This is a genomic window from Paraflavitalea sp. CAU 1676 (genome assembly GCF_029223285.1).
In the GTDB taxonomy this organism is placed as follows: domain Bacteria; phylum Bacteroidota; class Bacteroidia; order Chitinophagales; family Chitinophagaceae; genus Paraflavitalea.
In genome coordinates this window covers 159,799-174,352 of the sequence record NZ_JARHUJ010000002.1, presented here as the reverse complement: position 1 = coordinate 174,352, position 14,554 = coordinate 159,799, and the positions used below count along the sequence as shown (strand labels likewise).

The window sequence follows — 14,554 nt, the reverse complement described above, 5'->3', positions numbered from 1 at the left end:
CACCGCCAACACATGCGCATTACCGATAATATCATTCACCCGAATCCAAATAAAACAATAGCCGGCGTGGCCGGCTATTGTTAACTTTCTACAGAAATTTCAGGCTTATTACTTCTTGTCGGGAGCAATATCAGTTCCGTAGATCTTGCCCGCCTGGGTATTGCTTTCGCTGTACCCGGAGATGTAAGCGTTATTCGTGAGCTCTGTTGAGATGTTGGCTGCATGTAGCTTTGTATACACGTTGTTGCCCGTAGCCTCCCCCGTCATTTTTTGTGCAAAATAAGAAGAGTATACATGCACTTTTCCGCCTCTGTTGTCTATACCAGGTGCGCCGGATCGCTGAAAGTTTGCCTGTTGAAAACGCACTGTGCCATTATTTATGATAGCCCCTATGGTAGGACTGCCCCAAAATGCAGTATTGTATAGGATAAGCTGAGCATCCCGATGAACTTTGCCGGTATTCGCTTCGCCCCCCATAAGAATATAGGATCTCACAGGCTCTGCTGTTCGTGTACAAACCAATTCGGAATTAATGGCGATCAATTTGGTATTTTGGTCTGCATCTTCAACAAATAAAGAATACGAGCAGCCGTCTGAACCGTGACCGATCACCGTCATCTCTCCGGGATACTTACCCGTTATTGCATCCTTCAGGAAATGCAGCCCGTAAAATGACCCATACACGAAATTATTGAATATCGTCTGGTTCTTAATATCGGCGAATTTAAGGGCACTGCAATTTGATTGCAGGAAGCGTGACAAAGATACTCTCGGATAACCCTGCCCTCCTTGTGGAAGCCGTGATCCGTAATGCGGATTGAGCTGCATGTTCCGTATAAATCCAAATTTAGCTCCGCCACCTACCCAAATGCCTGCTCTTGCCAGTACGCCAGCAAAATAGTCAACATAGTGGCCGCTGCTATTAAAGGAAGCGAGGTCCAGTCCTTTATCACCGATCGATGTTATATTAACGATGTACACATTTTGACCTTGTCCCTGAATCAGGAACGGCGTCTTCCGGGGATTCTCTGCGGTAGCACCGTCTGTTGCTATATTAAGTTGCGCTATGGTCAATCCCCGGATACCTGCCCCTGCCGCAAGTTGTATCAGCGAAGGACCTTTTTCCCCGGCTGCTCCGCCGGCATAGGTGGTAAACAGGCCAACCCCACCATTCTGCGTATGGTGCTGCACGTCCCATGTGCCCCTCAGTTCAACGCCCGAAGGAATTTTGATGGGATTGTTCACCAGATATCTACCACCGGGCAGGTACACGGTACCGCCGCCTGCCGCCTTCATGTTGTTAAGCGCCGCTTGCAACAGTGCCGATACATCTTCTGTCGGTTGTTCATTGTTAAAACCTGTTACCCTTGGCAGATCAACCCTCAACACTTTATCAGACGCCGGCCTGGGATGTACTTTAATGTCTGTCACCACATTTTTCGGGATCGGGGCAAATACATATTCTTTGCCGCTTTTGATCTCGACTTTGGCGGATCTGCTGTCATTTTTGATGTCCAGCTTGCCATTATAGCCGGAATTCACCGATTTGAGCGTAGAGACGTCCTGACCCAGCCATACGTGGCCCGCAGGCCCTTTAAACGCACTCTGCGTTAGCAGTACATTACCTTTGTTTATTTTGAGGGCATATTCGTTGGGAGAGTTGAACGTACAGTTTTCAAATGATATTACCCCGTCACTTCCATCGCTCACGATAGGTCCGGTAAAATCTACTCCATTGAATTGAACGGAAGTTTTGAAATCGTCGTAAAAATATACGGCCTTCCCATTTTTTTCAGTTTCGAAGGTGGAGTTGGAAATGAGCAACCCGTATGGATTAACAGCCTGGACAAATATTCCCGTATCGCAATTCTTGATGTGAATTTCGTAGAACTGTGCGTTGGGAGTATCGAAATAGCCGGGCTCTCTGCCAACCCACATGCCGGTCTTATAGTCGTTTACATAAAGTTTAGACACATATTCCCAATCCGAGCGGTGCATATTGAATCCTGTGCCGTTCGCTTTCGTATAGCCGGCAACCTTTGCCAGGGAGGGCGAACCAGGCAACCCCGAATGGGCCCAGTACCTGGGGGATATTTTGACATTCTCTATCCGTCCAATATCGGTGCATATGTGTACTTCAACTCCAGTATTAAGGGCAGTGATATAGCTGTTTAAAACATAATGAAGTTCGCTGGGAGCCGAATAAAACCCGTTGTAGGAATTTACCAGCGTTACGCGTTCCATCGTCACGCAATCGCCGTCTGGCTGATACAAGGTCCAGGGATATGGCTTAACGTTGTCGATGTCCTGTTCAGGATACCAAATGGACAGGTTCGTTACGCCGGTTCCCGGATTCATATTAATGAACCTGTCTGCTATGCTGGTATGGGTAGTGCGGAGTGCGTTGCCCGCCTGTGCATCGTTCCACCAACTTTCAACAGTTCCATTATAATTGGGCGCATCTTTACCGACCCGCACCTCAAGAATGGTTCCGAGAACCTTTCCTTGGTGCAATTCAGGGTCCGCCCAATCACCACGAAGCTGCACACTCGTGGGGAGATTCAGCACATACTGATATTCAAAGTCCTTCCTAACTTCCTCTGTACCTTTTCGAACCCGCACATTCCTGGTTCCGGCTTGTGTACTACGGAACTCGTAATTACCTGCGGGAATGTACACTACACCACCTCCGTTGTTATAGGCAGCGTCAATAGCCGCCTGGAAAGCTGCCCTGTTGTCGAATCCAGCCCTGGCCTTCGCCCCAAACTTCGGATCAGTCACTACATAATCAGCAACGACCCAATCTTTGGTCGGGTACATGGTTTTAACGCTACGGTGGATCGTTGGCTGCTTGTTCGTTACAGCCTGGGCATTCGCGCTGGCAGTAATAAACATTGCCACAATAGCCATCATGGCCACTATGCCCAACTTTGACTTTGTATTTGTTGTGCGAAGAGGTATGCAGTTCACAGTCACAATCTTTTATTGGTTTGTTACAAAATTGAAAAGGGTGCCCATTAGCAGTAGACACCCTTTTCATGTGGTCATATTGCCAATCTTTTGAATTTACGGCACAATAACCTGCTTGATCTCTGAATAGTTATACTTTTTATACGTATCATTAACGTTGGCGCCCACGCGTACGTTATAAGTATAACCAGATTTAACCGGCAATGGTCCGATCGTATACAGCTTGCTCGTTTCAACATCGCCGTTCTCATCGACCCATGATTTATTGATCTGGATCCTTTTGTCGTTATACTCGGCGATATTGATGTAATTGGATTCACCAACAAATGAAGTTAAGCTAATGAAAGGTTTAACTTCTACCAGATTGGGGAGCCCCGTGCGTTTCGGCGCTTTGATGCGGCATGTCAACGTGAGGTTCGTTCCCGTTACTGTTGCCGTGAGATCAACTACCTGCAAATAGGGAGTCACGGTGAAATCCTGCTGAGCGCCTCCCTTGGTGTATGTTACACCCTTCGCCGTATCCACGAATGGCCAGAAAGCTCCGCCCACGGGAAGCATATCATAAGAGCCCGCAAACAACTTGTTGTTGTTATAGGAACCATCCTGTTTAACCGGGATGTTTTGATTAATGGGGGTCGACTCCTTCCAGGACCTTTCCCAGATACGGATAGACCAATCATTCTGAGAAGTCAGCAGCGGCTTCTTGGTGTAGGAATCAATGATATTTCCATACACCCGTGCGTCAGGCTCTGACCAGTTGTCTTTCTTATAGCAGGATGAAAACATCAGCATCGTCATCCCTAAGATTATATAAGTTGTCTTCTTCATGATTGTAATGATAATTGGTTAATACAAGGGATTGTTTGGCAACAGCTTGCTGTTCTTTTGAATTTCACCCCCAGGGATTGGTTCGTAAAAACAAGCCTTATTGGCGGACCATGTCCTGTTGATCCTGTTCGTTTCATCCAGGTAGATATACTTTCCTTCACTGGCCACATAATAGCAGCTAAGTACCCTGGGACGGAACTGGTTCAACACCTGGTCTGCGACCCTCCACCTGCGAAGATCCCACCACCAATGATTTTCTCCGTACAGTTCACGCTCACGTTCATCGCGGATAAACTGCAAAGACTTTTCGATCTGATACGGATAGTTCGCTTTGTTGATCGTGCCTATATTGGTTGTTGCCGCATCGATAGCTGGCCGGGGCACCTTACATCCTGCACGAACGCGCAATTTTTCGATATAGTCGAACGCCTCATTTCTTTGGCCCAGTTCATACAGGGCTTCTGCAGTATTCAGGTAAACCTCACCCAAACGGAATACGATCCAGGCTGTGCCGCTGGTATAAACAGATACTTCAGCAGGCGTCGGAGCCGGGTTCACGTACTTACGCACGAATGCCGCACCCCAGCCGTTGTTCTCTCCACCCTGATCATCGAAATGGCCATGCGCTCCCGTGATATTCAAGGTCACCCCGTTGATGACGGTAGTCCAACCTCTTCCACCCAGTATCCGGTTACCGCCGCTGTTGATAGGCGCTCCATTGCTACCGCGTTGTGCATCGGCTGCCGTTCCGGTATAATTACGATAGATTCCCTTTTGAATACTGAATGCTTTACCTCTCAGCAAGTCGCCATCAAAATACATGGTACCCTTCATGCGCGGCTCCATATCGATCTTGATATCGCTCCTGTTGGTAAACCGAACCGGTGTGCCATCAGGATTCGTGTAGGCCGGCATTTCATACAACTCCATAAAGTCGAAAGGAGGATAACTCTCAGCACCTACAAAGGAGGACATATCAGGCTGAGGGGCCATCAGGGCATCATACGTGTGACGCAGACGCGTATTGTGTGGAGCCGTCTGATCAAAATCCTTCACAAATATGTTTTCGGTAGAGCTTGCATCTAAGAAAAGGTTGGCAAAGTTCAATGCCTTATCAGGATAGTTCTTCGTGTACAGGGAATAAGAGCCGGTTTCTATCAGTTTACCGGCATTCACAGCGTATTGGAAAAACTCATTGGCTTTGCCCGGATCGATACCCGCCAATCCGGCCGTGTACGCCTTCTCCGAACCATAGTTCATGTACGTGGTGTATTTTGCAATGGAACCCGCATACACCATGGCCCTTGACATGAGCGCAGCCGCTACAAATTTATTGGCACGTCCATACTCGCTGGTTGCCGGCATATTGTCTATCGCAAATTTCAGGTCGGTATAGATAAATTTCCAGGTATCGTACTCCGTATTGCGGGGAACTTCCAGTGAATCCTTTGGAGACAGGGGGTTCTGTACGGTTTTAACGATGGGAACGCCACCATACCGCTTGGCCATTCCAAAATAAAAGAAGGCGCGCAGGAAATACGCTTCACCCATCAAAGCATTGTATGCGGCATCCGAAAACTTGCTTTTATAGGTAGGAAAATCCTGAATAAAGATGTTCACGTCGCGGATGCGGTCGTAGGGCCAGTAGCCAAAACCGCCATTGTTAACGCCCTGCCAGGTATTAAAGAACTCACCACTGCAGTTTCCCTGGCTATTCTTGCCCGCTTCCCAATAGTTATCCGGCCGGAATGCGTTGCCCCCGCTCGGGTTGTTATTCCCGTAATAGTTGAAGTCTTCAATGGGCAGGTTGTTGTAAATACCGGTAAAATATTTCTTTACGCCAAACTCATTACCAAAGAGTTCTGGTTGACCCAGTATGCCTTTAGGCTCAAGGTCCAACTTTTGACAGGCAGAAAAGACCATTGCCAAAAGCACCGTATATAATAAAATATATCTTTTCATGATGTACTAGTTCAAACTGTTTTTAGAATTTAAGTTTCAGTCCGCCTGTAAAGGTTCTGGTAATGGGGTCATTATAAAAGTCGATGTAATTGGTGGAAGCACCGCCGGCAGCACCAGGACGCTCAGGATCTACATTTCTAAGCGGTGTAAAGGTCAACAGGTTATACCCGCTCACGAAGAACCTGAGTTCTTTTACGCCGGTTGTCGCAAGCATTCTGCTACTGAACGTATAGCCAATTTCCGCCGTTTTCAAACGTATATAGGATGCGTTCATAACACCGTTGGTGCCAGCTCTACGCCCGTCGTGGCCTGTTGCCGGATAGTAGCCGGAAATCCATTTGGTGTTCGGACTGAAATAATCGGCTTTCGGATCTTCCGGACGCCAGCGGTCCATAAACCATGACAAGGTATTTTGTCCGCCAAAAGGCAATGCCTCAACAAGTACTTCACCATATTGCACATAAACACCATGCGCACCCTGCCAATCCATCGCAAAATCAAAATTCTTCCAGGAGCCGCCAATTGAAATTCCGTAGTTAAATACAGGAAGACCATTGGTAGCGATCGGATGGTCGTCATTTCCATCCACCACACCATCACCATTCCAGTCGGTCAGGTACCAGTCACCAGGCAATGCACCCTGCCCCATGGGGAGACTGAAGTTCCGGATCTCATTCAAAGAGGAGAACATGCCACCCGACTCATTGCCCCACCAGATATTCTGGTAGCGGTTGGCTGTGCGGTTCCTCCATTTGTCGTAAGAATTGCTGGCTGTTGATTCAAGCCAATCGGTCCGCATGTACTTGGTAGCAGAGATCTGACCAGATACATAATAAGACAGGCCCCTGTATTTGTTTTTATAAGCTGCAGATATTTCATAACCAAAGTTCCGGTCGCTGTTGAGGTTTTCCTGGGGTAAGTTGGCACCAACTGTTCCCGGAACAACGGCAGCACTTGTTGCCAGTAATCCGGAACGGTCTCTTCTGTACACTTCAATGGTGCCGGTAATCTTATTATCCAGGACACCAAAATCAATACCGGCATTGTAACTCTTTATTTTATACCAGGTCAGGTTGGGATTCGGAATGGCAGAAGGAGTAACACCACCATTCAACACGGGTGGATTGCCAAAATACCAACCCCTTTCATTGGGAGTAAGGTTATATCCTGGTGTTGGCGGATAGTTGCCCGCAGAACCGTCATCACCCATTTCTCCATAAGAACCTCGCAACTTCAATTCTGACAGGAATTCAACATTATTCTTGATAAATCGTTCTTCGCTCAAGCGCCAGCCAGCCGATACTGCCGGGAAGAATCCAAAACGCTTGCCATCGGGGAAACGGGAAGATCCATCATAGCGGAACTTAAAATCTACCAGGTATTTTCGGCCAAAGTCATACGTTACTGATCCTATCAAAGACTTGCTGGCACGGTCCGAAGGAGTTTGCCCGTTGGCACGCTGACGATTGTCCTCCCCTGCAAACAGGTATTGAGATTCAACCATGATCTCGCGGAAAGCGCTAAAGCCATCGAATTGATTATAGGTTTGCTCATACGTAAGGAAGCTGGTGACATTATGCCTGCTGAAAGAATTAACATAGTATAAACCAGCCTGCATGGTTCTTTCATAGATCGTACTGGTGCCCTTTTCTATCGTGGAAGGTACAGACCTTGGTACCGTGGAATAGGTGCTATCGTTTGGATTAAAGCGGAATAAATTAAAAGCCCGGTGGTAATTATTGTAATCGGGAAGGCGCATGGAGTAATCGAACAACCCTTTTGCCGACAAGCCTTTGATGCCGGGTATCTCATATTCCAGTCGCAGGGTTCCATTGTATCTCTTGTCCCTGTCGGTGTTTAACCCAACGTAATCGGCATTGGTTTGTACGATCATGTTGTTGCCATCATACAGTAAATTATTGTCGCCATTGGGGTAGGCCGGATTATCGTTGGCATAAAAAGGTGCATCCGGACGCATCAGCCAGGCAGCCTTATAAGTTGACCAACCCGAACCATTGGGTTGTTGCGTGGTCGTCAATATCGTTCCAATTTGAACCCTTGCTTTCAGTCCTTTTGTGATCTGGGCATCGAGGTTGCTGCGCAGGGCCCATCGCTCCGATTTCAGATCACCGCTTTTATAAGAACCTTCCTGTTTTGTATAATCCAGGTTAAAGTAGTAGCGTATCTTTTCATTACCACCACTTACGCTCAGACTGGTGTTATATTGAGGCGTATTTTTCCTGAACACTTCGTCCATCCAGTAGTACGACTGTTTGGTTCCGTTCTTATAAGGAGACATTTGCTCATCAGTAAAAATTGGATTCCGACGCACCAGGTAATTTCCTCCGAAATCCTGCCAGTTCTGTTCATTCCTCAGGGTCATATAGTCTTGTGTATTCACCCCTTCCGGAACATACAGGTATTGCTGGTTTGAAAAGCTGGAGTTGAAAATAATATCCACTTTGCCAGCTTGCGATTTACCGGTTTTAGTGGTAACCAGGATAACGCCATTGCCGGCACGCAGGCCATACACGGCAGCTGATCCATCTTTCAGTACAGAAACGCTCTCAATTTCTTCGGGGCTCATACGGGCGAAGTAATCTTTATCGCGAACGATCCCATCAATGACAAATAGTGGTGGCACCGGCGGATTGCCCGCCCCCATGCCACGAATATCGATCGTTGCGTCGTAGGAACCGGGCCGGGAGCTCTTCTGAACAACACGCACCCCAGGTACTTTACCTGTCAGGGTATTCAGCGTGTTCTCCGTTCTGGTGCGAACCATTTCAGATCCCTTAATGGCCGATACCGCACCGGTGAGCGTTTCTTTTTTCTGGGAGGTATAACCTACCACCACCACGTCTCCAAGATTCAGTGGAGTGGGCGCCAGAATAACACTGATTTCGGTTCTGCCATCGATTTTTTCATCAATAGTAGCCATACCCATGTGGGTAAAAATGATCCTGGTAGCAGTTGTTGTTGACTGGAGTTGGTATTCTCCATTGATATTGGTGATCGTCTCAGCAAGCTTCCCCTTGGCGCTCCTCAGCTGAACAGAAACGCCGTTCAGCGGGCTTCCGGAAGCGGAGTCCTTTACCACACCACGAACCTGGGTCGATTGTGCGAATAGACTCACGGGGATTAAGAAAATCATCAAAAGCAGGTAGTTTATTTTATTCATATGTGTATTTTTTGCAAGATCATCGTTGAAAATTGCAAGTTTAAACAAGGAGATTATTGACAAGGTGGAATGATGGCGCTCAAGGAGGATGAAAGCAGCGCGCAAATTTCTTTTCCGGCAGCATGTTCGTTAGTTTTAGAATTGTTCAAAAACTATTGCGGGAATTACCCGGCAATGGTTCAAATCAAAGCAAAAGGGTTAAAAGAATCGAATGTTGAAAATACCCGCAGGGGATTAATCAGGGCATTAAGATTCTTCTAATTGGGGCATTAATTTTCTCATATTTAAAGTATTTTTTGAAAAAGGCCATTCACACAACAGCGTGAGATGTAAGACTTCAACATCTATTTCCGCTCCGGCATTTTCAAGCTGAGCGGCTTTTCATTGCGCAGCATCTTTGCTGCTTCCCCGGTAAGCCATAAATAATGATCCGATGGCTTTCCGTCATTGCCAACAAAGGAGGTTACTGTACTAACCGGCGGTGCGTCCGTTACCTTAAAGATCGCCGTCGCTTCGTTTACCTCGTCGAACATGGCCACATAGAGCATTGATGCGCCAGCGTTGATGGCGGTAGTGATCTGCTGCCAGTAAAACCGGCCACCCTGCCGGGGAATCGAAGCCACCGGCTTCACGTCGTCGGGGAATTCATACTTGCTCAGGTTATGCCAGCTGAATCCTGGATATACACAGGGTACATATTCCACTTTGTTTTCGTGGCACCATTCCAGGTCGGCGATCGTATTGTCGCGGAAACGGTCCATATCATTATGCAGCAACGGACTGTATCGCTGTACATTCCACGGCAATACCAGTTCGCATTGTTTGATCAGTGTGTGCAAGTAAGGATCGGGTAAACAATCGGCATTCAACGTGCGAAAGAATGCCGGCACGCCGAGCATAATGGCACAACCACCATACTCCGGATCGTTCTTCAAAAAGTCGATCAGTTTCTCCAGCCCGATATTCCGGATATTATAGGGCCGGTCGGGAAATCCCACGCCCCAAATGGCCACTACCGGCTTGCCATTGTGCTGCAAATAGGTTTTCGCACCCGGCTGGTTGGTTACTTTTAACTGGTTGACCAGGAACTTCCAGTCTTCAATCAAAGCGCTGCAGTCTTCATTGGAACCACGCAGCCCGGAAAGGTCATACATCACCGCAATGGCCCGGCCGTACCTGGATGCCGCTTCGAAGGCATTTTTCAGAATAGTGGAGGAGGCACTATCCCGCCCTTTCGCATTGCCGAAAAAGCGTTGCATGAATACGCCGTCTACTCCATATTGTTGCATCCATTTGAAATGCAGATCGACCGCACTTTTATCGTGACTGCTAAAAAAACGGGCGGGCTTACCGTCGGCCAGTTTCCAGGGTGTTTCATAGGTCTTTGCGTATTCAGCTACATCGGGCCACATATCGATGCCTGTACGTTCTTCGCTGCCATAGGCAAAACGCCGGGCGTTGGTGCCGTCGCCCTGCGCCCGGAACCATCCCTGGTAACCGGCCATCACCAATCCTTTGTAACTGGGGTACTTCGTTTCCTTACTGTGCTTTGACTGCGCCTGCAATCCAACGCACATGAACAGGCACACGGTTAGCGAGATCAATACGTTTGTTTTCATTTTTGGTGTTGAGTTGTTGTGAGTTCCCGGCAATCGATGCCTGTAGGGTAACATTCAAGCCCGGCATGTAGAAACATACCGGGGTTGGAATGTTCACTTGCATTATGGAAAATGTTTATCGTATAGGTTTGGTAGCAGTATAACCTGCTGCGCCATGAAACCATTTACCGGCTTCTCCGGTAAGCCATAGGTAATAATCGGAGGCGACTTCGTTCTCGATGCCAACGAATTTGCGACTGCCATGCAACGGTAGTTCAGATTCCCTGGCGCATTTATAGATGGCCGTCCCTTCGTCGATCTCGTCGAACATGGCCACGTACAAACTTTGAGCCCCCTGGTTCTTCGCCCCTGCCACCTGCTTCCACAGGAAGTCTCCTTTGTACCGCGGTATCGAATTGTATTGAGTGGCATCCATTTTCAGGTTGCCCCAGCTGAATCCCGGAAACACCAGCGGCACATACGTGATATTATTGGTTGCGCACCATTGCATATCGCCAATCAGTTCGAGGCCCGCCACATTATTGTAATTGTCATTACCATAGCGGCCCACCGCCCACGGCAATACGATATCGCATTTTTTGATGAGCGTATGCAAAGCGGCGGAAGGATCCGTGTCATTCTTCAGCGAGCGCCAGTAATAAGGCACTCCGAGCATAACCGACACTTTCTTCGTTGGCCCCTTGATCTTGTCAACCAGTTTGTCGACATCACTTGTCGTGTATTTCCGGTTATCATTAAACCCTACACCCCAGATCACCACCAGTGGCTTTTTATTGTGCCGCAGGTAGGTAGGGTTCTGCTTGTTATCGAACAGCGCGAAGAGCGATTGTAATTCGTTCCAGTCCTGTTCGAGATAGGCCACATCTTCGGGCGAGCAACCGCTGAGGTCATACATCACGCAAATGGCGCGACTATATTTCTTCGCCGCTTTCAGGGCATTCTCCAATACCTTGTTGAAATGCCGCTTGCCCTTCACATTGTCAGGCTTTATCTCTCCAACGAAACGCTGCATAAATACGCCGTCAATACCGTAGTCCTTCATCCACTTGAAATGCAGATCGACACTTTCTTCATCGTACGGACTATACAGATATGCATCGGTACCATTCGCAAACTGGAAAGGCGATTTGTATTTCTTCGTGTACTCGGAGATATCGGGCCAGAAATCGACGGACGAGCAACCTGGCAGGAAACCACCACAATTGCCATTCTGGTAATGGTACCAGCCCCTTTCCGATGCATCGCCCTGGGCGGCAAACCATCCCTGATAGCCTGCCATGACGAGCTTATCATAAGAAGTGTACAGGCAACCGGTTTCATCGTACACCACTTCCTTTACCGGCGGTGGTTCAGGAGGATCGGGCGGTGCCGGGTTGTTGCCTCCCTTCTTTGAACAGCAAAGGACGACGCATAAAGCAGGCATCATAATAAGCCCTGGTAATATTCTCATATGGTCAAGTTTTGGTGTACAAGCCGAAAACCAGGGTACAGCCCTACTGCCTAAAGCTGCACCCCTCGTTTCAGCAATGATCCCTGTTCCCGATAACTATCAGGCGCAGAAATTATTTAGTCGGCTTTACAGCCTTCCGTTGTTGTCCTTACGGTGCTCCGCCTTGTTAAGGCAGGCAATTCGTGGTACTGCAACAGAAAATTTCCTTCCTAAAACCCCGCGCTTCCGGTGCCCCAGCTCTTGTTGGGCTTGGGGCCCATCTCCAGTTCCAGGTGTCCGCCACTCATCAATTGATCATGGGTAAACCAGGGCGTATTGAGCACCACGCCATTCATCTTCGCGCTTTGGATGTATTTGTTGACTACGGAACAATTGTTGGCCGTGAGGCGGAATTGCTTACCGTTTTGCAGATCGATCGTGACTTTACTGAAGAGCGGACTGCCGATAGTATACACCGGTAAACCAGGTGTTACAGGATAAAAGCCCATCGAGGAGAATACCACAAACGCTGTCATGCCACCACCATCTTCATCGCCCGGAATGCCGAACACGTTATCGCGAAACCATACATCCAGGAGGAAGCGCGTGGTCTTTTGTGTTTTCCACGGTGAGCCCGTGAAGTTGTACAGGTAGGGAATATGGAAGCTGGGTTCGTTGCCCATGGAGAACTGTCCTACCAGGCCGGTAGCATCGGGAAACTTATTCCAGAACTCATGTTTGCCACGGCCAAGGCCTTCGCGGTACAATTGATCGAGCCTGTTCTCAAATACCTGCTTACCGCCCATGAGGTCGATCAGGCCGGGTATATCCTGCTGCACCTGCCACAGGTAGGTCCAGCCATTGTTCTCATCGTAATAATCCCGGCCGCCGGGACCGCCATCGAACTTGAGGTCGATGTTGATCCAGTTGCCCTTATCATCTTTGGGCAGGAAGAACTTCTTTTCGGGATGCCACAGGTTTTTATAATTGAGGCCGCGGGCAGAGAAGCGTTGGTAGTCGTCCTGCTTATTGAGGTCTTTCGCCAGCTGTGCAAGCGCCCAGTCGTCGTAGCTGGTACCGAGGGTAACCGCTACCGCCTGCCGTTTTTCAAACTTATCGACGAGAGCTTCCGTTTCTTTATCGCCAGGAGCCAGGGCCGGGAAGTATCCTTTACTGTGGTAGAAATCGTCGAGTGCTGTTTTAGGACCATTGCGCCAGGGAATGATGGTTGCATCGGTCGCATTCTTACGCATTCCCTCATAGGCTTTTTGTATATCGAAGTTGCGCAGTCCCTTGCGCCAGGCATCGAGCACCACTACCGATGAATGAAATCCGTTCATGCAGGCATGGTCGCCGAAGAGCACCGGGAAGGTGGGCATCCAGCCGCTTTGCTCGTACATACGCACGTACGATTGCAGCATGTCTTCCTCCTGCTTCGGATGGAGGATCATGCGCAGGGGATGATGCGCCAGGTAAGTATCCCAGGCCCAGTCATCCACATAAAAAGGACGTTTGTCTTTATTGATCTGTTTATTGTAGCCGCTGTAGTATTGATCATTCTCCGATACATCGACCATTCTTTCGTAACAACGGTACAAGGCCGTGTAGAAAGAACGCTTCTGGGCTTCGGTACCGCCCTCCACTTTTATCTGTGTCAGCGTTTCTTCCCATATCCTTTTTCCGTTATCGGCTATGGCGGCAAACGACTTTCCTTTCAACTCCTGCTCATAATTCTTTTTCGCCTGATCGGCACTCACATAACTGATCGCATAGCGCAGTTCCACTTCACCGGTTGTGGTTGGAAAACTCAGGAATGCCTTCACCCCGCGGCCGGTAATGGTGTTGGTGTTTTGCACCTGACCATCAACCAGCACACCCGGCTTGCCCGCCACGGAGAAAACGCCATACAGGTAAACCTTTACGTCGCCATGCCAGGTCTCGTATCCGGTGATCTCGGTAGCTGAGGGGAAATTGTATTGTGCTTCGTCGCCATTGTACACATCGAAGAGCAGCGCTTTATGGGCCGATGCCGGAAAACGGAAGCGATAAACGCCGGCTTTGCGGCCTGGGGTAAACTCTACTCCCACCTCATCATCGATGAGCCAGGTAGCATAATGCCAGGGGTTATTGACTTCGAGGTCGTGGTCGTAGGTCATGCGGGCCTGCCAGCTTTCGCGGGCTACCGGCTTTACCGATGGTTTGATGGAAAATACCTGTCCCAGGCGGTGCGATACGATATTGAGGGGGAAGCTGGATATCTGGTTATCGAGATAATCCTTTCTTTGAGGCGCTACCCGGATCATTTGATTGGGCAGCTGGATGGTGGGCCGGGTAGGTTCGAGCAATTGACCCACGTTACCGATGGTGGGGTCGAGAAATCCGAGTACGGACCTGTCGGGATTGATGAAAGCAGCTTTGGCCGGCTGACGGGCCATCAGAACAGTTACGTTGCATATAAGCACTACAATGAGCAGGGTCTTTTTCATATCGCAGGCAATCAGTTTCGTTGAAATTTCTTCCTGCAATAAAGCCGTGGGATGCTAATAAGGGCATTAACAAAAGCAT

7 protein-coding genes are annotated in these 14,554 nt (G+C 48.7%); all 7 read right to left on the bottom strand.

What is annotated here, in order from left to right; all coding sequences use genetic code 11:
- Positions 1-108: 108 nt before the first annotated feature.
- Positions 109-2,913 (bottom strand): glycosyl hydrolase family 28-related protein, encoded by a 2,805-nt coding sequence (locus tag P2H89_RS05440; protein ID WP_275825549.1) that lies wholly within the window; start codon positions 2,911-2,913, stop codon positions 109-111.
- Between the two features lie 153 nt (positions 2,914-3,066).
- Entirely contained in the window at positions 3,067-3,798 is a 732-nt protein-coding gene (locus P2H89_RS05435; protein WP_275825548.1) for a DUF3823 domain-containing protein, read from the bottom strand.
- An 18-nt stretch (positions 3,799-3,816) separates the two neighbouring features.
- Entirely contained in the window at positions 3,817-5,760 is a 1,944-nt protein-coding gene (locus P2H89_RS05430; protein WP_275825547.1) for a RagB/SusD family nutrient uptake outer membrane protein, read from the bottom strand.
- Between the two features lie 22 nt (positions 5,761-5,782).
- Positions 5,783-8,941: a TonB-dependent receptor gene (locus tag P2H89_RS05425; protein WP_275825546.1), complete on the bottom strand. Its 3,159-nt coding sequence runs from the start codon at positions 8,939-8,941 to the stop codon at positions 5,783-5,785.
- Between the two features lie 344 nt (positions 8,942-9,285).
- Positions 9,286-10,560 (bottom strand): glycoside hydrolase family 71/99-like protein, encoded by a 1,275-nt coding sequence (locus P2H89_RS05420; RefSeq protein ID WP_275825544.1) that lies wholly within the window; start codon positions 10,558-10,560, stop codon positions 9,286-9,288.
- A gap of 115 nt (positions 10,561-10,675) precedes the next feature.
- Positions 10,676-12,010 carry a glycoside hydrolase family 71/99-like protein gene (locus tag P2H89_RS05415; RefSeq protein ID WP_275825542.1) on the bottom strand — a complete coding sequence of 445 codons (1,335 nt, stop codon included), beginning with the start codon at positions 12,008-12,010 and terminating at the stop codon, positions 10,676-10,678.
- A gap of 209 nt (positions 12,011-12,219) precedes the next feature.
- Positions 12,220-14,475, bottom strand: coding sequence for a GH92 family glycosyl hydrolase (locus P2H89_RS05410; protein WP_275825541.1), 2,256 nt, complete (start codon positions 14,473-14,475; stop codon positions 12,220-12,222).
- Positions 14,476-14,554 lie beyond the last annotated feature (79 nt).